This window comes from Pedobacter kyungheensis (assembly GCF_000812965.1).
Lineage (GTDB): Bacteria > Bacteroidota > Bacteroidia > Sphingobacteriales > Sphingobacteriaceae > Pedobacter > Pedobacter kyungheensis.
Window position 1 is genome coordinate 95,938 of the sequence record NZ_JSYN01000008.1, and the last position, 24,553, is coordinate 120,490.

Below are 24,553 nucleotides of genomic sequence, written 5' to 3' on the forward strand. Positions count from 1 at the left end.
ACCTAATGCTACACGAATCATGAAATCAAAATTCAAAAGCTTAAATTATGGCTGCATTATTTTGCTCTTTCTGTTTATCAGCCAATCGTTCAATGTTGCCTTTGCGCAAACTGAACGAAAAATTACCGGTAATTTATTGGATAACGCCAATATGCCTATAATTGGGGCCTCTGTTTCGGTAAAAGGGACCAACAAGGTAACTGTTACCGGCGACAAGGGCGCATTTAGTATAACCGCTAAAACGGGCGACAAATTAGTTTTCACCTTTATGGGTTACGAGCCTAAAGAACTCACTATTGGTGCAGGCTCTAACTACAATGTAACTATAAACGAGGCTACCGCATCGCTTACCGATGTAGTGGTGGTAGGTTATGGTAAAAGTACCCGAAAAACACTATCGAGTGCCATTACTTCAGTAAAACCCGAAGAATTAAACAAAGGTGCCATAGCCGATGTTGGCCAGTTACTACAAGGTAAGGTAGCGGGTATGAATATCAGTGCCAGTGGCGACCCGAATAAACCTGCAGCGGTGATTTTGCGCGGTGCATCGACAGTAAATAGCCCGGGAGCACCATATTATGTAATTGATGGGATTCCCGGAGCAGATATTGCGGCCATAGCACCATCAGATATTGCATCAATCGATGTATTAAAAGATGCCGCAGCAACAGCCATTTATGGTAACCGCGCAGCCAGTGGCGTAATTATGGTTACCACCAAACGCGGTAAAAAAGGAGCACCACAGCTGGCTTACAGCGGTTATGCTGCTGCAGAAAAAATAAGCAGTCAGCTCGATTTGATGAATGCCGATCAGTTAAGGGCCTACGTTACCGCCAACAAAGTAGCTTTCTCGCCAAACGACGATCTGGGTGCCAATACCGACTGGATGAAATCGATTGAGCGTTCTACTGCGTTTTCGCAAAACCATAACCTTTCTTTTAGCGGTGGTTCCGATCACAGTAATTACAGCGCCAGTCTTAACTATTTTGACAAGGAGGGTATTTTATCTAAAAGTTCACTTAACCGCATTATCGGCCGTTTAAATGTCGATCAATATGCCTTTAACGATAAAGTAAAGTTTAGCCTGAACCTTTCTAACTCGAGCAGCAAATCAATAAACGAGCCTTTACAAAACATTGTTTTGCTACAGGCTGCTAAACGTTTGCCCATTTCGCCGATTTACAATGCCGATGGCAGCTATTTCGAAAACCTGAACAACTCAGGCTATTTTAACCCGATTGCCATCTCAGACAATGCGCAGGACGAAACTAAATATAATGTACTTTTAGGCGGTTTTAATACCGAAGTGAAATTACCTTTTGGTTTTACCTACAACCTTAACCTGTCTTACCAGAAAACCACTGCCAACCACGGCGAGTTTTACAGCAGCTATTTTGGTAAATACCCAACATCGAACTTTTACAACAATCCCGATCCGGGTATTGGCATTGCCCACACTTTAATTGGTGGTTTATTTGGCACCAATGGTTCGGCTTTGCGCAGCAACTACGAAAACACGACCAAAACCCTCGAAACATTTTTAACCTGGGATAAGAAAATTGGCGATCATAGCATTAATGCTGTATTGGGTTATACCTACCAGGATAATGTTTATGGAGATGGCTTCCAGACCTCAAGCACCAATTTCCCAAGTGATTACATCGGTTTTTCTAACCTATCGTTAGGAAATCCTTATGCTATTTCTTCGTACCGCATTAATTTAGGTAACGACCTTACCTACGGCCGGATATTGATGATATCAGACTTTTTCAGGTTAAACTACAATTACAAAAACAAATATTTGCTTCAGGGATCAATCAGACGTGATGGTAGCTCGGTATTTGGTAAAAACAACCAATGGGGATATTTCCCTTCAATTGGATTGGCCTGGAGGGTAAGCGAAGAGGAATTTATGAAAAGTCAATCGGTTATCAGCGATTTAAAAATCCGTGCCAGTTATGGAGTTACCGGTAACTCTTCGGGTATTGGGGCCTATACCGGTCAGTTAATTTATGGCATAAGCGGTACCTATTACAACAATGGTGTACAGGCAGCGGCTTATGCACCGATACAAGGTTCAAACCCTGATTTGAAATGGGAAAGAACAGCAACCAAAAACATTGGTGTTGATTTTGGCTTCCTGAACAACAAAATTACCGGTAGTGTAGATGTTTACGATAAAAATACCACCGATATGCTTTTCAAATACAATGTTTCAGCATCCCTTGTTCCGGGTGGAGCAATATGGGCAAACGGTGGTAGCATTAACAACAAAGGTATTGAGGTAAGTTTAAGTGCATCGCCGGTAACGGGCAAAAATTTTAGCTGGTCGAGCACCATTAATGCCGCTTACAACAAAAACAAAATTACCAGTTTAAAAGGCCCATACTCAAGCGGCGACTCTGTCCGTTATTCCGATCCTGAGGGCCCCGGACAAACCAATGCCACTTTACAAATCTTAAAAGTAGGCTACCCGCTTGGGCAGTTCTTCTCGCTAAAATATGCAGGTAAAGATGCCAGCGGAAACTCGTTGTTTTATAAACGCGATGGTTCTACCACCACTACACCAAGTATTGGTACCGATTACTTTTACCTGGGCAGTGCACAACCCAAAGTGTTAATGGGCTGGAGCAATACCTTTAAATACAAAGACCTGGAGTTGAATGTATTTATTAGGGGTACTTTCGGCAACAAAATCTTTAACGCAACAAGGGCCGATTTATCTTATACAGCAGGCGCTACGGTAAATAACATCTTAAACAGCGCAGCCGACGATAAAATAACGGATACCAGAAACTCATTTTACTCTGACCGTTACATTGAAAACGGCTCTTACGTACGGCTGGATAATGCAACCCTGGGTTATAATTTCCGCAACCCTATTAAGAGTGTAAACAACATCAGGGTTTATGTATCAACCAACAACTTGTTTACCATTACCGGTTACAAGGGTATCGATCCGGAAATTAACCAGGGCGGTGTTGCTCCGGGTGTAGATTACAATAACTTCTACCCTAGAACCCGTACTTTTTTACTAGGCCTTAACGCATCATTTTAAAACGAATAAATTTTAAAAACATGAAAAAGATATTATTTGGAATATTGTGTGCACTAAGTGGGGCATTGATATTCAGCTCCTGCCAAAAACTGGAGGTACCCATTACATCTGAGCTTACCCCTGAGTCTTATCCGCAAACTGCAGCACAGTTAACTTCGGCATCAGGTCCGGTATATATCAATTTAAGAAGCGATTATGCCACAACCTATTTCTTTTTACAAAGCTGCTCTACCGATGAGTCGGTATTGCCCATCTTTGCTTCTGATTGGATTGACGGCAACAAATACCTGGAATTGCACCGCCACACCTGGACCAAAGATAACGCCTGGGTGGCTGCAGGATGGTCTTATCTGACCAACATAATTGGTACCGCCAACCAAACCATTTCTATTATCAACCAATCGGCGCCTACTGGTCCGGCAAAAAGCACCAACCTTGCAGAGTTGAAAACGATGCGGGCCATGGCTTATTTTATGATGATGGATTTATATGGCAATGTACCTTTAGATACCCTTTATGGTGCTACCCAATTGAAAACAAACTCGCCAAGGGCACAGGTTTTTACCTATGTAGAAAGTGAATTAAAAGCAGCTATACCTTACCTCAAATCAACTACCGGTGTGGCAACTTATGGTTTACCTACCAAATACCTCGCTTATTCTATTCTGGCCAAAATGTACCTGAATGCAGCGGTTTACACTGGCACAGCGCGTTACGATGATTGTATAGCGGCCTGCGACCAAATGATCAGCTCGGGTTTATATGCCATAGAACCCATGTCTACCTACCTGCAGATGTTTTACCCCACCAACGGGCCCTCGCAAAAAGAGTTTATTTTTGCCATTCCTTTTGATGCTGCCACTACTTCGGGTAATATGTTTTTAGCCCGCTACGACCTGAACCGTAACCTGGGCATCCGCTATCTGTATTCGGGCTCAACCCCAGGCTCGTTTACTAACCCGGTAATGAACCAAAGCAGCGGTAGTGGCCTCGCCAACAATAAGCCCAGCGGACCAAGAATGACCACAACTGAGTTTTATGCCAATTTTAACGATGCTAACGACATTAGAAACAAACAATGGCTTACCGGCCCGCAATACTGGCAGGATGGCAGCCCGATTATGGTGAGCACCACCAATTTAGGCTACGATCAGTTTTACACAGGTGGTTCGCCGGCTGCAACCTATGTTTATCAGCTAAATTTAACGCCTTTAAGCAGCTCGCGTTTAGGCGCCAATTCCTACGATTTAGGAAAAGATGAAATTGCCTGGAATACCGGTTACCGCAACATTAAATTTTTAGCCGATTACACCAATCCAACCAACCGCAACCAAAACAACGATATGCCTTTGTTCCGTTACTCGGATATTATATTAATGAAAGCCGAAGCCATATTCAGAGGCGGCACACCAACCCTTGGCGCAACTGCCCTAGGTTTGGTTAATAGTGTAAGAAGTAACCGCACCACATCTGCCCCGCTTACTGCACTCACTTTAGATGTTTTGTATAACGAACGTTCGAAAGAGTTTGCCTGGGAAACCTGGCACCGTAACGATATGATCAGATTTGGGAAATTCGAAAACGCTTATGGTTTATCGAAAACCAATACCGATACCTATCGCCGTATATTCCCGATTCCAAGTACAGCAATGGCGACCAACAATACATTGGTACAAAACACAGGTTATTAAAACTGACCATTAGCTTAAAAGTTATTAAAATTTTATTCCCCTCTCCACTTTGGAGGGGGGATTTGCTTAATTAGCATCCGGGTGGCACAATATCCGTATCTTACGTGTACATAAAGCTCATCCTATTTGTACAAGTCTGATTAAACCATCCAAAATAAAACATCACCTCAATAATGGATCAACCAAGCAGTACCATGCCTCCTGTTACAGCAAAACCAGCAGATAAACCTAAACGGTTGCTTTCGCTTGATGCCTTACGTGGCTTTGATATGTTCTGGATTGTAAGCGGCGAAGGTATTTTTCATGGGCTGGCCAATGGCATTAAGGAAGATCATGCATTGATACAGGATCCGCACAACTGGACCATTGCCACCAACCCAAACCTTTCCCTGATCGAAAGGATACTGGTAGGCATCAGCAACCAGCTCCATCATTCGCCCTGGAATGGCTTTACCTTTTACGACCTCATTTTCCCACTATTTATCTTCATTTCAGGGGTATCAATGCCCTTTTCCTATCAAAAGTATTTTACCGAAAAAGAAACCGGAAATGCTTCGACAGGTAAAATTTATTACGCGCTGATTAGAAGAACACTGATTTTAATTTTACTAGGTGCAGTGGTTAATGGCATGCTGCAATTGAAAGGCTATGAGCATATCCGTTTTGCCAGTGTACTGGGCCGAATTGGCCTTGCCACTTTTTTCGCTGCCTTAATTTACCTCAACACCTCGCTTAAAAAACAAATTATCTGGTTTGTGTCTATTCTGGCCGGATATTTCCTGTTGATGAAATACGTACCCGTTCCCGGTTTTGGCAGCGGAATATTTACACCTGAAGGCAATCTTTCGGCCTATCTGGATCGCTTATTGCTTCCCGGAAAACTACACCGCACGGTTTACGATCCCGAAGGCCTGCTGAGTACCCTTCCAGCTATTTGTTCGGCCATGCTGGGCATATTTACCGGAAAATTTATGCAGGATAAAGCGTTATGCCCCAATCCTGCAAAAAAAGTAGGGTATCTGATCCTTTCTGGAATTGTACTGCTGTTAATCGCAGTAGCCGGAAGTTTCTTTTTCCCAATCAACAAAACCATGTGGACCAGCACTTTCGTACTCTTTGCAGGCGGTTGGAGCATTTTACTGTTTGCCCTTTTCTATTACCTGATTGATGTGCGCAATTACCAAAAATGGTGTATGCCCATGGTATGGATAGGTACCAATTCGATTTTAATTTATGTTTGTGCACATGGCCTGTTTAATTTCGAATCCACTTCATCCTTCCTTTTTGGCGGAATTATTAATGCCATACCAACTGCATGGCAACAGGCCGGTTTATGGACTGGCGTACTCATCATACAATTGTTTGGCTTAAAGTTCCTCTTCGATAAAAAGTGGTTCCTAAAAATTTGATATGAAAATAAAAATACTGTTCCCGGCCGTAGTGTTTATGCTGCTGACGACTAACCTGTGGTCTCAACCTTATCTGGGCGCCTCCAACCAGCTTATTGCGCGCATTTTACCCACCAGGCACCAGGCATTTGTTACCCAAAGTATTCCTAGCTTAAACGGTAAAGATGTTTTTGAAATTGAGAGCAGAAACAATAAGATCGTACTGAGCGCCAGCAGCGGCGTTGCCCTGGCTTCGGCTTTTTATTACTATTTAACCGAATATGCGCATTGTCAGGTTACCTGGAATGGCACCAACTTAAAACTGCCAGCTACCCTTCCTGCAGTAAAAAAGAAAATAAGGAAAGAAACACCCTACGATTACCGTTACTATTTAAACTACTGCACCTTTAATTACAGCATGAGCTGGTGGGATTGGCCGCGCTGGGAAAAGGAAATTGACTGGATGGCGTTGCATGGCATTAACCTGCCCCTTGCCATTACCGGCGAGGAATATACCTGGTATCTTGTTTATAAAGATATGGGCTTTTCTGACGAAGATCTTAAAGGTTTCTTTACCGGGCCAGCCTATTTTTCGTGGTTTTGGATGGGTAACATCGATGGTTGGGGAGGTCCGCTCCCGCTTGCCTGGATGAAAAGCCACTTCGAACTGCAAAAGAAAATTTTAGCCCGCCAACGCGCACTGGGCATGAAACCCGTATTGCCGGCCTTTACCGGCCATGTACCTGCAGCCTTTAAAAATAAATTCCCCCAGGCAAAGCTCAAAGCCACCAACTGGACCAATGGCTTTGCAGATACCTATATTCTCGATTCGGAAGATCCTATGTTTGCGCAGATTGGAAAACAATTTCTGCAAAAGCAAACCGAACTCTTGGGTACCGATCACCTTTACTCAGCCGATACCTTTAATGAGAATGAACCACCTTCTGCCGATCCGGCCTATTTGGGCAATCTCAGCGCCCGGATATACGATGGTATGTCGGCCGCCGACCCGAAAGCCATTTGGGTAATGCAGGGTTGGCTTTTTTACAGCGACCGCAAATTCTGGAAAGAAGCCCAAACCGAAGCCTTACTCAATGCAGTACCCAACGACAAGATGATTTTGCTCGATCTGGCTACCGAAATTGAACCGGTTTGGAAGCGGACGCAAGGCTTTTACGGCAAGCCCTGGATCTGGAATATGCTTCACAATTTTGGAGGAAATACCAACCTGTTCGGCAGGATGGATGTGGTGGCTACCGCACCAGCCGAGGCCCTTAACAATCCGCAAAGCGGCAAAATGAAAGGCATAGGTCTGAGTATGGAAGGCATAGAACAAAATCCCGTACTCTACGAACTGATGATGGATAATACCTGGCAGACCAAACCTATTGACCTGAATAGCTGGCTGCTCAAATTTGTGCGCAACCGCTACGGAAAAAGCAATGCAAATGCGCTGAAAGGCTGGGAAATATTACGAAAAACCGTTTATAATGTACCTGCCGACAAATACATCAGGGATGGTGCCGAATCGATTATCCAGGCCCGTCCTACTTTCGATTCGCTAACCCGCTGGGCAAAAACTACCTTAAACTATCGCGAAAAAGATCTGCTGCCAGGCTGGGATGAGTTGGTAAAAGCAGCTCCGCTGTGCAAAAACAGCGATGGGTTTCAATACGACCTGGTTGATGTAACCCGGCAGGTAATGGCTAATTACGCTTTACCTGTACAAAGAAAAATTGTAGCGGCTTACCGCAAAAAAGACCTCGCTGCTTTTAATACCGAAAGCGGCAAGTTTATACAGCTTATTGATGATATGGACCGCCTTTTGGCTACCCGAAAAGATTTTATGCTGGGTCCATGGGTTAGCGCAGCCAGGCAGTGGGGAGAAACTCCGGCCGAAAAAGCACTTTATGAAATGAATGCCAAAGACCTAATCACCCTCTGGGGCGATGCCAAAAGCCCTTTAAATGAGTATGCCTGCAGGCAATGGAGTGGCTTGTTAAGCGATTTTTATAAACCCAGGTGGCAGCTTTTCTTTACCCGTGCCCGGCAATCGTTAAACCAGCAAAGCGATTTTAACGCCAGTCTTTTTAAAGAAGAAGTAAGCAATTGGGAATGGAAATGGGTTAACCAGCATAAAGAATACCCGACTAAAACTATTGGAAACCCGGTGAATGTTGCGCTTGAAATGTATCAGAAATACCGTAAAACCATGGGTATAACACATCAGTAAACCTAATTTAAATTTCATGAGAATCCTGACCTTATTCCTGATATGTTTATTTTATGGCCTTGCGGTTAATGCACAAACCAAAACATTCAACATTGTTGATTTTGGCGCAAAACCCGGATTGGAGCATTTAAATACCACAGCCATTCAAACCACAATTAATGCCGCCGGCAAATCAGGCGGACGTGTAATTGTTCCATCCGGGCAGTTTGTTACCGGCCCGGTTGAATTAAAATCGGGTGTTGAACTTTACCTGAACGAAGGTGCCGAATTGCTGGGCAGTATCAACCGGCTTGATTATGGCAAAGCCGCTGCAACCGCGCTCATTTTGGCTAATGGTCAGCATAATATTGCCCTAAACGGCAAAGGCACTATTAATGGCAGAGGCCGCGAAATCGTTAAAAGTTTATTACAGTTGCTGCACGATGGCACTTTACAGGATGAAACCTGGATGGTTAAACGTCCGTCAGAATATAACCGACCGCGTTTAATTGCCTTTACTGATTGCGAAGAAATTAAGGTAAAAAACCTTACCATTAAAAACAGCGCAGGCTGGGTACAGGACTTTGCCGGATGCAATAAAATAATTATTGATAGTGTAACCGTAGAAAGTACCGAATACTGGAACAACGATGGTATAGACCTGGTAAACAGCAAAAATGTTAGCATTACCAATTGCAATATCGATGCTGCTGATGATGGCATTTGCCTGAAATCGGAAGGGCGGCCAGGTATTTGTGAAAATATTAGCGTAGCCAATTGTACCATCCGTTCGAGTGCCAGTGGGTTTAAGATTGGTACAGGTTCTTACGGAGGCTTCAGGAACATTAAAGTGAGAAATATAACTGTTTACAATACTTATCGCTCTGCTATTGCCCTCGAAGCTGTAGACGGGGGCTTTATTGAGGATGTAGATATTGAAGGGGTTACAGCAAAGTATACGGGCAACGCGGTTTTTATCCGCCTCGGTCACCGCAATAAAGATGCTCAATACAGCTCAGTAAAGAACATCCGTATTGCGAATCTGAAAGCTGATATTCCAAATGCCAAACCAGATGCCGGCTACCCCTTTGAAGGACCACTTCCTAAAACAGGCCCGCATAATTTATTACCAGCGGTTATTGCCGGCATACCCGGCCATTTTATTGAAAATGTAAACCTCGAAAATATTGAAATTACATACGGTGGCGGTGCGTCCAAATCTATCGCCCACATTCCGCTAGAGCAGCTGGATCAGGTAACCGAAAACGAAGCAGGTTATCCCGAGTTTAGTATGTTTGGGGAATTGCCAGCCTGGGGTTTTTACGTACGACATGTAAAGGGTATTTCATTTAAAAACATAAAACTCAATTACAAAGAAGCCGACTTCAGACCTGCTTTTGTTTTTCATGAGGTGAGTACCCTCAACATAGACGGGCTTGAAATAGCGCAATCTGAAAATCCCCATACCATCATTTTGAAAAAAACAGATCATACAGCTATTAAAAACACCCAACAACCGGCCAATATAAAAGAGGCGGTAAAAACGCTGCCATAATTTATCTTTACCGTTATGAAAATCCTGAAGTCATTTTTCCAGTTGCGCCATAATCTTAAATCAGTACTTTTTTATACCTGCTTATCTCTTTTGATAATTAGCAGCAGCTCGGTATTTGCCCAGCAATCGCTGATCCGCTATGTACAACCCTTTTCAGGTACCTCGGCCAGTACCACACTGGCCAGTCAGCATGTAGAAGCTAAAAGTGAACAGCTGGCCAATACCATTCCTGCCGTTGCCCCTCCTTTTAGCATGACGCAATGGACTCCTCAAACACAGCTTTCGGAAAAAAAATGCCTTGCCCCCTATTATTACAACAATAAGCAGTTTTACGGCATCAGGGCCAGCCATTGGATTAGCGGTTCGTGCACACAGGATTATGGCAGTTTTACCATTATGCCCATTTCGGGTAAGCTTAAAACCCGTGCGACCGATTACGCTACCAGTTATACCCATGAGGACGAAATCGCTACTCCCGCTTATTACAAAACCAATTTACCCGAATACAACCTGCTAACTGAAGCCACCGCAACGCTGCGTTGTGGCCTGATTAAAATTACCGCGCAAAAAGCAGATAGTGTTTACCTTTTAATTACCCCAAACAGCGATCAGGCTAAAGGCTATATTAAAATTGACCGACAGAAAGGTGAAATTTCAGGATACAACCCCGTTCATCGCATTTATCAGGGCTGGGGCCAGCCTGCTGGTTTCAGTGGCTATTTCTTTATCCGCATTAAAAAGAATTTCTCCATCAGTGGCGTATTCAGCGAAGGCCGGGTATCTGCAAACCAAAACATCGAAAACCAGAAAGACCTGGGTGCCTACCTCGGTTTTAAAATACAAAAAGGCGAAACCATCAGCATTTACGCCGGAACTTCTTTTACCAGTATAGCCGCAGCAAAGCTTAACCTCGAAAAAGAAATTAATGCTGCCAGTTTCGAAACAGTTGTGGCCAAAACAAGCCAGGTTTGGGAAGAATCACTTGGGCAGGTTAAGATTAATGATCCGGTTGAAAAAAATAAGCGGATTTTCTATACCGCACTTTACCATGCGCAGCAACATCCGCGTTTATTTAACGATGTAGACGGTGGATATCCGGCATTTGCTGGCAATTATACCAGAAAAGTAATGCAAAAAGGTAATTATTACGATGATTTCTCCATGTGGGATATTTATCGTGCACAATTGCCCTTAATGGAATTGTTAAACCCCGGTCTGGTTGGCGATTTTGCGAATGCTTTGGTATTAAAGGGGCAGCAAGGGGGCTGGTTACCTATATTTCCCTGTTGGAACAGTTATACCGCAGCCATGATTGGCGATCATGCTACTGCTTTTCTCGCCTCGGCCTATAACAAGGGCATTCGCGGTTTCGATGTGAATGAAGCCTACCGCCTGATGCGGCAAAATGCATTTCAAATGCCCGATTCGGCCACTTACCTTCAGGGCAAGGGCCGCCGCGCCATTAACAGCTACCTCAAATATGGCTATATTCCGATGGAGGATGCTGTTGTTAATGCTTTCCATACCAAAGAGCAGGTAAGCCGTACGCTAGAGTATGCTTATGATGATTATGCACTGGCCACCGTGGCCAAAAACCTGGGCAAAAAGGCAGATTATGATGCTTTGATGAAAAGGGCGCTAAACTATAAAAATGTATTTGACTCTGCTGTGGGCATGGTAAGGGGCAGATTTGAAAACGGCAGTTGGTATAGCCCCTTCCAAGCCGACCACCGCGAGCCCTACATTACAGAAGGTACGCCGCGGCAATATACTTTTTATGTGCCGCAGGATATGCCCGGATTGTTTAAACTGATGGGTGGAGCAAAAAAACTCGAAAATGAGTTAGATTCTTTATTTGCTAAAAAAGAATACTGGCATGGCAATGAGCCCGGGCATCAGATTCCGTTTTTATATAATTACACGGCATCGCCGCGCAAAACACAGCAACAGGTTACGCGTATTCTTGAAGAGGAATATAGCGATGGACCAGGAGGTTTGAGCGGCAATGATGATGCCGGCCAGATGTCGGCCTGGTATGTATTTGCAGCACTGGGCTTCTACCCTGTCGATCCGGTTTCAGGCGTTTACCAGATGACCAGTCCGTTGTTTAACCAAAGCAGCATAACTTTCAAAAACGGTAAAACATTGCTGATTAAAACACAAAAAAAGACTAAAAATGCCAATTACATTAGCCGGATTACGTTAAACGGCAAGCAGTTGCGTAAAAATAAAATTACCCATCAGCAACTGATTAATGGTGGCAGTTTGATTTTTTACATGGGCGACTAATGCGAGGCTATTGAAGTAGAAAGAGGCTATATCATATGGCTTACTTTTTTTGTGTTTGTCACATTAGCTTAAGTCTTTACAATCCCTGATAAAGTATTTCAGCCCAGCAGGGCCTCAGTACTAAATCTCCGTTCTACTTAAATCCGGCCTAACAAATTTTTCGGTCTCCACTGCCCCAGCCTGCTCACTGGCTTCAAAAGAAAAATTTTCAGCCGGCATTTTTTGTTTCTTTTTGATGCCAAAAAGAAAGAGCCCTTCGGCGGTGGCGAGCCGAGGCAAGACTGCGCTGTAAGGCAAAAAATAAATTATCCTTCAGGATGACAATTCTATTTAGGATACAACAATAAAACCGGTCTTAAATTACCCATAAAATTGTCGCATACTACCACGCTTAAAACCAGTTTTTCCTCCCACCTTTGTTATAGCCCCGGCAACATGGGCGGTGGAGCAGCAACCATTACAAAAACGGGCGAAACGAAAAGCCAGATGAGTAGAAAACAAAAAAATTAATGTTATGTCAACCAATAAAGTTTCATTACACAGGGTGATTAAAGCATCGCCTGAAAAAGTTTACAAAGCCTTTACCGAAGCATTAGCCATTGCATCGTGGTTACCTCCATACGGTTTTCTTTGTACTGTACACCATATGGACGTAAAGGAAGGTGGCAGTTTTAAAATGTCGTTTCATAATTTCACTACTGGTAACGGCCACTCTTTTGGCGGCGAATACCTGGAGGTTAAACCAAATGCATTTTTAAAATATACAGATAAGTTCGACGATCCTAATTTACCGGGCGTGATGACTACTTCCATCTGGTTGGAAAAAACAATGGTGGGTACCGATTTGAAAGTATTACAGGAAGGTATTCCGGAAATGATCCCTGCTGAGATGTGCTACCTGGGCTGGCAGGAATCTTTAGAAAAACTGACTAAGCTGGTAGAGCCTAATATTCCGGATGCTTAATAAAAAATCGTCATTTCGAGCGGAGTGCAACGCAGTCGAGAAATCTAACTCGAGTAGATCTCTCCGTTTCGCTACGCTTCAGTCGAGATGACGATTTACTTTTTCTACAACCTCACCATTTCCCCGGTTTTAACCGATTCATCGCAGGCGAAGGCAATTTTCAGGCTGTTAACGGCATCTTCTGTTGGCCGGGTCAGGTCGAGGTCTTCCTGTATCGCTTTTAAGAAGAAGCGCTGTTCGCGGTTGCAGAGTTCCTGATGGTCGGGTTCATCGCTGAGGTCGATCCACTCATCTGCTTTTGCAAACTCATCTGCGGAATTGAGTGCAGCATGATGCACTTTTATAGATTCGGTTTTGGTGTGGGCATCAATATTATCCGAATTACCTGCGGCACCCGCAGCTTTGGCTACAATAGATACCGCACCTTTCGGTCCGAAAACATCTTTAATAAAAAAGGCGTTATCACTCACCATCGGCCCCCAGCCAGCTTCGTACCAACCTACCGAGCCATCTTCAAAGCGGATTTGTAACTGCCCATAATTGTAATTCCATTCAGGCACATCATCCGTTAAACGCGCACCAATGGCGCTCACCTGTACCGGTTTCAATCCCGTCATCTGGCACATCACATCAATATAATGCACGGCACAATCTACAATGGGGCTCAGGCTTTTCATCAGGTTGCGGTGTACTGTCCATTTAGGTCCGTGGCTTTGCTGGTTCAAATTCATCCGCATCACCAGTGGTTTACCCATATTCTGCGAAAGTTCGATAAACTTTTCCCAGGAAGGATGGTAACGCAAAATATAACCTACCAAAAGCTTTTTACCAGCCTTTTTAGCGGCTTCGGCAACACGCTGGGCACCTTCAACAGTATCGGCCAATGGTTTTTCGATAAACACATGGCAACCGCTTTCAAACGATTTTACGGCATAGGCCTCATGCGTATCGGGATAGGTAGAAATGCACACTGCATCGGGTTGGGTAGCAGCCAGAGCTTCGTAAAAATCGCTGAACAGCGGATAGCCACCGCCCAGTTTTTCGTTCAGTACGTTTTTACTGTTACCGGTAGAAACCAATCCACAGATTTCGAAGCCGTCTAAAATGTGATAAGCCATGGCATGGGATGTCCCCATATTGCCACAGCCTACCACCAATACTTTTATATTGTTCTGTTTTAAACTCATTGTTTCAGTTTACACACCAAGGCTCCATCCCTTGCGGTATTCGCGTTTTACAAACTGGTTTACTTCATCAAAATTGGTTACGCGCATATTTTGCTTATCCCAAAGCATTTTAATATCCCGGCCCGGAAAAGTGTAGCCCTTACCATCAGCCTTAGCGCGTTGTACATCGATACCCCGAATGGCCAGGTTGGCAATTAAAAGGGTTTCGGTAAGCGGTCCGGCAATTTCGAAAGGTGAGCTCAACTCTATTTTACCGTAACCGGCAATAGCAGCTTCGGCCCACTGCGTATAATGTCCTGCTACATCGCCCGGTACACGTGGCGCTTTTGGTTTGGTACGGTCGCTTGCATTTTTGGTTAATGGCAGTAACCGTGGGTTGGCGCCATAGGTATCGCAAATCATTTTACCGCGTGTGCCAATAAACAAGGTACCGTTATCGCCGAACGATTCGTTTGGCAACATTTCTTCCGGACGCTCAGGTTTAATACCACCGTCCATCCAATGCATTTGCAAATTTCCTTTTGTTTTTTTCGTTTTATCAAAAGTCATAATTACATGGCTCGAAGGCGGGCAGCTTTCAGGGAAATAACCGCGCTTAAACTCATCAACATACACGCTGCCTACGCTACACTCAACACTGGTTGGGGTATCGAGTTCGAGGATGCGGAAAGGTGGTTCAACCAGGTGGCAGCCCATATCGCCTATGGCACCTGTACCATAATCCCACCAGCCGCGCCAGTTAAAGGGCACCAGTTTATCTACATAAGGTTTAAATGGCGCACTGCCCAACCATAAATCCCAATCCAGTTCTGCAGGAATGTTACCGCCTGTGGCCGGCCAGGAAATGCCTTGCGGCCATACCGGGCGATCAGTCCAGCAATAAACGGTGTGCACTTTACCAATTAAGCCGGCATCCAGCCAGTCTTTCAGTTTGCGTACACCCTCCCCAGATGCTCCCTGATTACCCATTTGCGTAACTACCTGATATTTCTTTGCTGCTTCGGTAAGCATCCTGGCTTCGTAAATATCGTGGGTTAATGGCTTTTGTACATATACGTGTTTGCCCAGTTGCATAGCAGCCATGGCTTGCATGGCATGGTTATGATCGGGTGTTGAAATAACTACGCCATCAATATTTTTGGATTCTTTATCCAGCATCTGGCGGTAATCTTTGTAATATTTGGCTTTAGGAAAACGTTTTACTGAATTGGCCGCACGTCTGTCGTCTACATCGCATAAAAAAGCAATATCAGATTTCCCTCCTTTAAATACACCGGTTAAATCGCTTTCGCCTTTACCACCAACCCCAATTCCGGCCACCTGCAACCTGTCGCTCGGCGCCAGATAACCTTTACCCAGCACATGGCGTGGTACAATCATAAAACCAGCTGCCGCAAGGGCAGTGGTTTTAATAAAATTTCTTCTCGAACTATCGGCAGCTGAATCTTTTACTTCTTCAGTCATAAATATTGATTTGTTTATTTCTTCTTATTAAGTTCTTTAATCCTGATGTTTCTGAATTCTACCGGTGAGCCGTGACCTAAGAAACCAATATGCCCGCTATCGCGTAACAAGCCCGGGTGTGGTTTATGATCGGCAGCACCATTTTTTCTTGCTTCGGTAATATCAGCATCTAGAATTACAGTTCCGTTTAAAATTACTTTTATTTTCGGACCATTTACCACAACTTCTTCATAATTCCATTCGCCTACGGGTTTTAAAAATCCTCTTTTGGCCGGAATGGTACCGTAAATAGAACCGTGGTACTGGTACACATGCAAATCTTTGTAAATTGGTGCTTCGTTGTCTAAAATCTGAAGTTCCATCCCTTCGTAAGCAGCATCGCCCTCAAAAGGAGCCCTGATACCTAAACCGTTGTTGGCACCCGGAGTTAATTTAAACTCGAAACGATAGATAAAATCACTGAATTCATCTTTGGTAAACAGGTTGCCACCCGATCCCTTACCAGGTTTTGGCCTGATGGCAATATTACCGTCTTCAATAATATAATCGGTGGTATTACCGGTCCAGCTATGCATGTTGGTACCATCGAATAAAACTTTATAGCCTTCTTTTTTCTCTTGCGCACTTAACTCAAAAGGTTTTGGTCTTGGTATTTCCCTGATAAAAATATCGCGGTAAGCTACCGGCGATCCATGGGCCTGCAATTCGATTTGCTCTTCGGCAAAAATAGGCAGGTTTTTATCCCAGTAATTTTCGAGCACCACATTATCGGTTACCAATTGTCCGTTCAGGTACACGGTAACACGGTCGCCGTGCATCAAAATCCTGAAGGTATTCCATTCATCCAGTTTGTTATCGGCAACTACCAATGGTTTGCTTTGGTTTACCCTGTTGTTGTACAAACCACCCGAACCCACCTGGGCACCTACTTTTACACGGGCGTTATCCCAGATTTGCACCTGTGGTGTACCGCGCAGGTAAATACCGGCATCGCCCTCTCCTTTTTTATCGTCGATGATTTTCCAATCTACCAGCATTTCAAAATCGCCGTATTTTTTTACCGTAGCCAGGTTATTGCCATGGCTTTGAAACTGCAGTTCGCCATTAACTACTTTCCAGCTATCTCTCATTTCGGCATCGGCTTTGGCCTGTTCAGTTGCCAGAGTAGCGGCATCCATTTTGGCCCTTTTGATCGGATCGGCAACTAGACCTTTCCAGCCGGTTAAATCGGCGCCATTAAATACAGAAACAAAACCTTCATCTGCTTTCATTTCTGCCAGGTACTTGCGTAATCCTTCTTTCTGGTATTCGGCATCGGCACCTTTTAACACCTCAATGGTTTTATTAATCAGGTCTTTTACAATGGTGCCGTTGTATTTTCCGACCATTACCACATTCATTACTGTAGTAGCAGCGGCCTGCTGCAGTTGTGGATCGTTAAGGTATTTACCTGCAAAAACCAGGGTATTGAAAGTTTTGGCCTGATCGGCAGCTTTTAAGATTTCCTGCTGCTGTTGCGTGGTTTTGGCTACTGCCATGGCATTGCGCAACATTAATAATTTTTGTTCTGGAGCAGCATTTGAAGTATTAATCAACCTTAAGTAACCCACAAGCGCCTGATTCAAATAATCCGTATTGGTGGTGGTACGTGCTATTTTAATCAGCTCATCAGCCGATCCGCTATCGTTCCACGATGATAAGGCCTGTAAAGCAGCACTTTTATCGGCATCGTTACCGTTACTGAAAGCTGTTGAAACAGCCGCTAAGGCTTTTTTACCACCCAGGCTGGCCAATATTTTATAATATAACGGCTTTTTCTCTGCTGTAGCCGCATCCATTTGTTTTAAAATGGCATCTACCTGGGCATCGTTCCCTCCTTTTACGGCCGAGATAATAGCATCCTGTACATTTACCAATTCTGCCTGATCGGCAGTTTCATTTAACAAAGTAAACAACTGAGGCAAATCCTGCGCATTTACAGTTGTTGATAAAGCCTTGAAAGCTGCACTTTTAACTTCAGGGTTTTTATTTTTAAGCAGGCTGTAAATGGCTGGCAACTCATTGTGCGCTGCACGGGCCGCCAGTACATTAATTAATGCTACCTGAGCCGCTGGTTTAACTTTTGGAATAAAGGCTGCTACCTGTGCAGTTACTCCATCGCCTTTCATTCTAAGCAAGGCATTGCTGTAGGCATTTAATGTTGCGGTATCAGCCTTAGCCATCGATTTGAGTAAAGTAGCTAACGCAGTCTCCTGCCCGATACTTCCGGTCGCTTCAATAGCCGCTAACTTTACACTTTCATCTTTACTGTTTATAAGTTTGCTTACTGCAGGTAATGCAGTTTGTACTTTAGCCTGAGCCAGCATCTTAATAATGGCTACTTGTGTTTCGGTATCGGCTTTAGCCAGTTTATTTACCCAGGCATCGGCTGTACCTTTACCGGCTAACAAATTAGCTGTGGCAAATTTCAGGGCAGCGGCACGGTATTTAAAATTCGGATCGTTTAAAGCAGTTAACAAATAATCGGGCTCGGTAGCTGATATTATTTTTAGTGCAGCGGTACGGGTATGTACCAGATCGTCGCCTTTTGCCTTTTCTAATATTTCTTTCGCAATGCTGGTAGCTAATGCTTTATCGGTTAACATCAGGTTATTGGCATAAACGATGTAAGCATCAACCGCATTGGTATTTTCGGGTTTAAAGCCTACGCTGGCGGCACTATTGGCCAGTACTGCTTTCGAAGCCGGATCGGCAATGTTAGCGAGTGCATACAGACAAACTTTGGCCACATCGCCGCTCATTTTCCCGGCAAAAAGGTTCTGGATAGCTGCAGCTGCTTTTTTAGAATGGCTGTGCCCCAGGGCATCTACAATAGCCAGTTGTGCTTTACCACTTGTTGCAGGCAATGCCGCCAGCAAGGCAGCGGTAGCATTTTCGGTATTGATTTTGGCCAGAGCCCTCGCTGCCGGATCGGCAAGTACTTCATCTTTTAAATAAGGTGCAATGCAGTCAACTACTGCATCGTTGCCTACCAGTTCAAACTGACTGATTACAAAAGCTTTATTGGGGTTATCGCTTAATTTGGCCAATGCCTTGCAATAGGCAGCGGCACTCATTTTACGCAGGTTTTCTTGTCCGGTTTGACTCACGTAAGCCGAAAATCCGCTCACAGCATATTCAATTACTGCATTTCCTTTTGCCGCGGGGGCTAATCCACCAATCAGGTTTACATAACCATCTTCGCCTAAATCGGCAATTTCCTGCATATTTCTTTTCAGTTGTTTGGCATCGCGTGCAGGCAGCTGGGCCAGCAAGTCGGCAATACGGGTAGTGGTGGTACGCTGGTCGGTTTTATCTTGTGCATATATCGCCTGTTGCAACATCACAATAGCCAACAGCGCAAATATTAATTTCTTGATCATTGTTATCAATTAAAAATTGTTGTAGAATTTGGTTGAGGTGAACTATATGGTGAATGGTGCGCGCATAACAGGGTTAATCAGTTTATTAGCTGCTTCATCGTCGATAAACTCCTGTTTTACCGGATCGAATTTTAAAGACCGTCCGAGGCGGAGTGCTGCCAAACCAATATTTACGATATTACAAGAGCGGTGTCCGTTCTGTTCATTCAGGGCAAATTGCTGTCTGGTTTTTACCGAGGTAACAAAATCCGTCATTTGTGGTGCCGGATCAGGGAATGCAGCCAGTTTACGTTCCAGATCAGGAATATCGGATTTAAAGCCTGGATATAGCTTTCCTTTTGGTCCTTCTATATAAGGTACATTGGCATCCTTACCTTCGCCATCTAAAATAATCTGACAACCATCGGCATAAGTATAGGTAATCCTTCTCCAGGTACCCACAGCATCGCTGTGTTGTTGCGGGGCATCTACCTCAACCGAAATCGGGTTGGTATCGTCTTTTCCCAAAAAATACTGAATCGGGTCGATGTAATGCTGCCCCATATCACTTAAACCACCGCCATCGTAATCCCAATATCCACGGAAAGTACCATGTACACGGTGAGTACTATAAGGTTTAAATGGCGCTGGGCCTAACCAGGAGTTATAATCCAATTCGGCCGGTACAGGCTCTACAGGTAAATTTTCTTTACCTACCCAGTAAAATTTCCAATCGTAACCGGTATGCTTACTTACGGTAACTTTTAAAGGCCAGCCTAACAAGCCGCTATCAACCAGTTTTTTAATGGGTTTTACGGTAGTTCCCATACCATAAAAAGTATCTTTAAACCTGAACCAGGTATTTAAACGGAACATGCGGCCATGTTGCTGTACGGCTTCCATTACCCTTTTACCTTCGCCAATGGTATGGGTCATGGGTTTTTCGCACCAGATATCTTTACCGGCATTGGCCGCATCAATAGCCATAGTACCGTGCCAGTGTGGCGGGGTAGCAATATGTACAATATCTACTTCAGGTAGTTTCAATAATTCGCGGTAATCGCTAAAGGTTTTTACGCCTTTATCCAGCATAGGTAACGATTTGGCTATGTGCCTGCTATCTACATCGCAAATAGCGACTACCTGGGTACCGTCGTAAACAAAATGGTTTCGGCCCATGCCCCCAACGCCAATAACCGCTTTGGTTAATTTATCACTTGGTGCAATAAAGCCTTGTCCACCCAGTACATAACGGGGCACAATGGTAAAGGCAGCAAGGCCAACTGCCGTTTTTTTAATAAAATCTCTTCTGGAGTTTGTTTGTGGTTCTTCTTTAGTTTTCATTTTGGTTGTTGTGTAGAAATAAACTTATCTGATGGTTCAGTTTAAAATTAATAGCAATGCATTATATTTTTTTCAAAACAGGATATAGGGGCACTAACTGGCATATTTGGTTAGCTAATGTTAGGAAGAAATTGTTAAAAAGACAAAACATCGTTTATTTCTTTACGTATGAAAAAAACTTTTATAAAATTTTAATAGAAGTTCTATATATTTATCCAAATTGAACCAAATATTCATGAATCTTAACCTATTAAATAACATATCCAATCATGAGGGGAATAAAAGGCTAGTTCAGAAATACGAACTGATTAAATACCTTTTCAGCATGGGTCCTTCGCCGGTTTCGGCATTATGCGATATGATGAATATGAGCACACCCAGTATTTTGAAACTCATTGGCAGTTTAACAGATGAAGGCTGGATAGAGAAGAAAGGTTATGGCGCATCAATGGGTGGCAGAAAGCCAGATCTTTATCGTTTAAAGGATAAAAAAATCCTGATTGTTTGTATCGATATCGAGCTTTTCCACACCAAAATAGCCATCATGGATAACAATTACAACTTCATATTCGGCCCCAGAACCATCGCACTTCCCATCTCCAAAAGCCGGGCTGATTTCTTCCATATTTTAAATACACATTTACAGGAAATTCTTGAATCGCAAAATATCTCTACAAATGAACTGATTGGCTGCAGTGTGGGTATGCCTGGCCTGATTGATGCTGTGCGGGGAGAGAATTACAGCTATTTTTTAAACGATGTAGAAAATATTTCGTTAACTGCTGCTTTTGAAAATATGCTGAAGTTACCGGTAGTGATACAGAATGATGTAAACGGCTCTACCATGGCCGAATCTACGCATGGCATGGCCAAAGGCAAAAAAAACGCGCTTATTTTACTGATGGATTGGGGCGTTGGCTTAGGCATTATTATGGATGGTAAACTGAGGCCAGGTGCCTGTGGCTTTTCCGGCGAACTGGGGCATATTCCCTTCGTAGAAAACGGCGATTTGTGTTACTGCGGTAAACATGGCTGCCTGGAAACCATTGCATCTGGCAATGCATTATCAGAAATGGCAAAAAAAGGGATTTTATCAGGCAAAAACTCCATGCTGAATAAACTCAGTAATGAAGAACTGGAAAGAATAGAACCAGCCGTTATTATTGCTGCTGCCAACAAAGGCGATCAATATGCCATTCAGCTGCTTTCCAATATTGGTACACACATGGGCAAAGGTATTGCCATGCTCATTCAACTGTTTAATCCCGAACTGATTATCTTAAGCGGAAAAATTGCAGAAGCAAAGCAATACATAACCTTACCCATGCAACAGGCCATTAATACCTATTGTATGACTCAAATCAGAGAAAAAACAACCATTGTATCATCAGAACTGGGCGAAAATTCACGGCTGATGGGCTATGCTACAACAGGTATTGGCCAGTTTCTGGAGAACCATATTAAACAAGCTAAAACATCCAGGTTAAAACAAATGGCTTAATTGGTTTTTCCGGTCTGGTTCTGATTATAGCGGAATTCAAGCATTAAAATTACCCCAGCCAAAGCGGTCGTTAAAAAAACGCCCTCGAGCACCCATAATTTCTTTTTTCGCTTAAAGCCTTTATAAAAACTATTCAGGGCAATTACCCCCAATGCACCCAATTCAATGTTCCGCTGCATTTTTTTATCAGGGCCATTGTTTTTCATTAAAGTTAACCGCAATAACTGATCTATAAAACCAATATTTTCGGAAACACCTTTCCTAATCTGCCTGCGGCTCGCTGTAGCACCCAGTTTTTTTGTTGCAGCTTGTAATCCGGTAGTGGTAAGTTCGGTAATCACGCGTCTTTGAGTATCTTTTTTTTCCATATCTTTCATTGTCTTATTATTTCTAACCTGATCGCCGACAGATAGTTTTAGTTAAATTCAGAAAGCGAATTTTACTGCACATATTTTTTTACCAGATAAATTATGTAACTTTATTATTACAACCATTTTTGTATAAATAATCCTATTAAAAAAAACCTCTTAGCTATATTTTTCGTAGTTAAGATTTAATTAACCAAACAACAGCAAAAACATCATTTTCTAATGGATGAATCCCGGCCATCTGTTTTATAAACCAGCCTTCTTAACCCATTAGCAACTTTAAATGATTGCTTTGTAAAAATTTATTCAATAAAAAAAGTTACAATATGATGCTCCATCCCAAAAACAGCTCTTTTGTACAGCCACTGATTCAATTCTTTGAACAGTATTATCCTGTTTCTGAACCATTGATTGCCGACTATGAAAAACATTGTTCGCTGGTTACGGTTAGAAAAAACAAACACATTGTTTCGCCAATTGACAGTAACGCGGCCCTGTATTTTGTAAAAAGCGGGATCGTTCGCGGATTTGTTAAAGACGGTACGAAAGATATTACCACCTGGTTCAGTTTCGGTAATAACATTGTTGGCGCCATCCGTCACCCCGATCACAAAGCCTATCATTCGGTAGAATATCTTCAGGCACTGGAAGAATGCGAACTGATCCGGATACCTTATACTTTAATTGATGCTACCTACGCCAAATACGAAGAAGCCAACGTAATTGGCCGCAAACTTTTGGCCTTACATTATTATGCAGCTTCGGAAAGATCGATCCTGGCCAGAATTCCAAATGCATTACGTCGCTACCGCACACTTGAGGAAAGCAAAAAAATAGACATGAGCAGGATTCCGCAACGTTACCTGGCCAGTTATCTGGGTATGCGCCTCGAAACCCTGAGCCGCATCAGGAGTAAAGAACTGCATAAGGAAACTCAGGTTGTTCCCACTCCCCTGGCAGAAGGAATTTAAAAGACCTTTTATTGTTGGAAATAAATAATCGTTATAATGACGATTATTTATTATTTTAGTGGAATCAATCTGCTAAACCAAATATAAAAGCCAATGATTATTTTTTACCGTACGGCGGCCTGTCTCATCAGCATGCTCCTCTCCATCGGTCTTTGTGCGCAACAAAAACGGCAACCCCGCGAAAAAGACATGGCGGCCTACCTGATGGTGTATTTTAAAGACGATACCCATGGTTTGTACATGGCCCTGAGTAAAGATGGTTACAGTTTTACCGATGTAAACCAGGCCAAACCCGTTATTGCCGGCGATACTATAGCTGAGCAGAAAGGTATCCGCGATCCGCACATTTACCGCGGTCCGGATGGGATGTTTTACATGGCTTTAACCGATTTGCACATTTACGGACAAAAGGCAGGTTACCGCAACACCGAATGGGAGCGAGATGGCAAAGCTTATGGATGGGGCAATAACAGGGGCTTGGTGCTCATGAAATCGAAAGATCTCATTCATTGGTCGCACCGGGTTTTACGCGTAGACCAATCTTTTCCCGAACTCGCTGATATTGGATGCGCCTGGGCGCCTGAACTCATTTTCGACGAAAAAGAAAATAAGCTGATGATTTATTTTACCATGCGTTTTGCCAATGGTAAAGACAAGCTTTATTATGCTTACATGGATAAAGATTTTACCAAATTCGAATCGCAACCTAAGCTACTTTTCCAATACCCTAAAGATGTATCGTATATCGATGCCGATATTACCAAAGTTGGCGATCGTTTCCACATGTTTTATGTTCCGCACGACGGCACCTCGGGTGTTAAACAAGCGGTTTCATCATCTATCAATAAAGATTATGAGTACGACGATCGCTGGTACGACCCCGAAAAAGTAGGCTGCGAGGCCCCGACGGTTTACAAACGCATTGGCGAAAACAAATGGGTACTCATTTACGATATCTATCGCATTACCCCACACAATTTCGGTTTCAGCGAAACCAGCGACTTTACCAATTTCACCAACCTGGGGCGTTTTAACGAAGGTGTAATGAAATCGACCAATTTCTCTTCGCCCAAACACGGTGCAGTAATACACCTCACTAAAAAAGAAGCCACAGCACTGGCGCGGAACTGGAATTTAGACATGAAGTTTTAAACTGAATT

15 protein-coding genes are annotated in these 24,553 nt (G+C 43.5%); 10 read left to right on the plus strand and 5 right to left on the minus strand.

Going from position 1 to position 24,553, the window contains the following annotated elements; translation table 11 throughout:
- Window positions 1-19 precede the first annotated feature (19 nt).
- From OC25_RS08945 to OC25_RS08975, 7 genes are all read left to right on the plus strand, one after another.
- Entirely contained in the window at window positions 20-3,058 is a 3,039-nt protein-coding gene (locus OC25_RS08945; RefSeq protein WP_052266081.1) for a SusC/RagA family TonB-linked outer membrane protein, read from the plus strand.
- Window positions 3,059-3,078: 20 nt separating this feature from the next.
- Window positions 3,079-4,749: a RagB/SusD family nutrient uptake outer membrane protein gene (locus tag OC25_RS08950; protein WP_039474558.1), complete on the plus strand. Its 1,671-nt coding sequence runs from the start codon at window positions 3,079-3,081 to the stop codon at window positions 4,747-4,749.
- A gap of 173 nt (window positions 4,750-4,922) precedes the next feature.
- Window positions 4,923-6,158 (plus strand): acyltransferase family protein, encoded by a 1,236-nt coding sequence (locus OC25_RS08955; protein WP_245221943.1) that lies wholly within the window; start codon window positions 4,923-4,925, stop codon window positions 6,156-6,158.
- A 1-nt stretch (window position 6,159) separates the two neighbouring features.
- Entirely contained in the window at window positions 6,160-8,370 is a 2,211-nt protein-coding gene (locus OC25_RS08960; protein ID WP_039474560.1) for an alpha-N-acetylglucosaminidase, read from the plus strand.
- A gap of 16 nt (window positions 8,371-8,386) precedes the next feature.
- Entirely contained in the window at window positions 8,387-9,904 is a 1,518-nt protein-coding gene (locus OC25_RS08965; RefSeq protein WP_039474561.1) for a glycoside hydrolase family 28 protein, read from the plus strand.
- A 15-nt stretch (window positions 9,905-9,919) separates the two neighbouring features.
- Window positions 9,920-12,193 carry a GH92 family glycosyl hydrolase gene (locus OC25_RS08970; protein WP_052266082.1) on the plus strand — a complete coding sequence of 758 codons (2,274 nt, stop codon included), beginning with the start codon at window positions 9,920-9,922 and terminating at the stop codon, window positions 12,191-12,193.
- Window positions 12,194-12,707: 514 nt separating this feature from the next.
- Window positions 12,708-13,157 (plus strand): SRPBCC family protein, encoded by a 450-nt coding sequence (locus tag OC25_RS08975; RefSeq protein ID WP_039474563.1) that lies wholly within the window; start codon window positions 12,708-12,710, stop codon window positions 13,155-13,157.
- A gap of 104 nt (window positions 13,158-13,261) precedes the next feature.
- On the opposite strand, the gene OC25_RS08980 is transcribed toward OC25_RS08975, so the two are convergent.
- From OC25_RS08980 to OC25_RS08995, 4 genes are read right to left on the minus strand one after another with little or no spacing between them, the layout of a single operon-like run.
- The gene (locus OC25_RS08980; RefSeq protein WP_039474566.1) at window positions 13,262-14,344 is read right to left on the minus strand and encodes a Gfo/Idh/MocA family protein; all 1,083 of its coding nucleotides are present in this window, start codon (window positions 14,342-14,344) and stop codon (window positions 13,262-13,264) included.
- Between the two features lie 9 nt (window positions 14,345-14,353).
- Window positions 14,354-15,808 carry a Gfo/Idh/MocA family protein gene (locus tag OC25_RS08985; protein WP_039474567.1) on the minus strand — a complete coding sequence of 485 codons (1,455 nt, stop codon included), beginning with the start codon at window positions 15,806-15,808 and terminating at the stop codon, window positions 14,354-14,356.
- A gap of 14 nt (window positions 15,809-15,822) precedes the next feature.
- Complete coding sequence (locus tag OC25_RS08990) at window positions 15,823-19,230, minus strand: 3-keto-alpha-glucoside-1,2-lyase-like domain-containing protein (protein ID WP_156131436.1); 3,408 nt, start codon at window positions 19,228-19,230, stop codon at window positions 15,823-15,825.
- A gap of 42 nt (window positions 19,231-19,272) precedes the next feature.
- The gene (locus tag OC25_RS08995) at window positions 19,273-20,553 is read right to left on the minus strand and encodes a Gfo/Idh/MocA family oxidoreductase (protein ID WP_039474569.1); all 1,281 of its coding nucleotides are present in this window, start codon (window positions 20,551-20,553) and stop codon (window positions 19,273-19,275) included.
- 235 nt (window positions 20,554-20,788) lie between these two features.
- Here OC25_RS08995 and OC25_RS09000 point away from each other — a divergent pair, with 235 nt between their 5' ends.
- Entirely contained in the window at window positions 20,789-22,054 is a 1,266-nt protein-coding gene (locus OC25_RS09000; protein WP_039474572.1) for an ROK family protein, read from the plus strand.
- On the opposite strand, the gene OC25_RS09005 is transcribed toward OC25_RS09000, so the two are convergent.
- A complete protein-coding gene (locus OC25_RS09005) occupies window positions 22,051-22,422 on the minus strand; it encodes a hypothetical protein (RefSeq protein WP_156131437.1) in 372 nt (123 codons plus the stop codon). The genes OC25_RS09000 and OC25_RS09005 overlap by 4 nt on opposite strands.
- A gap of 326 nt (window positions 22,423-22,748) precedes the next feature.
- On the opposite strand from OC25_RS09005, the gene OC25_RS09010 reads away from it, so the two are divergent.
- Together OC25_RS09010 and OC25_RS09015 are read left to right on the plus strand one after the other, a co-directional pair.
- Window positions 22,749-23,393 carry a Crp/Fnr family transcriptional regulator gene (locus OC25_RS09010; RefSeq protein ID WP_039474575.1) on the plus strand — a complete coding sequence of 215 codons (645 nt, stop codon included), beginning with the start codon at window positions 22,749-22,751 and terminating at the stop codon, window positions 23,391-23,393.
- A gap of 93 nt (window positions 23,394-23,486) precedes the next feature.
- Window positions 23,487-24,545 (plus strand): glycoside hydrolase family 43 protein, encoded by a 1,059-nt coding sequence (locus OC25_RS09015; protein WP_052266083.1) that lies wholly within the window; start codon window positions 23,487-23,489, stop codon window positions 24,543-24,545.
- The last annotated feature ends 8 nt before the right edge of the window (window positions 24,546-24,553 follow it).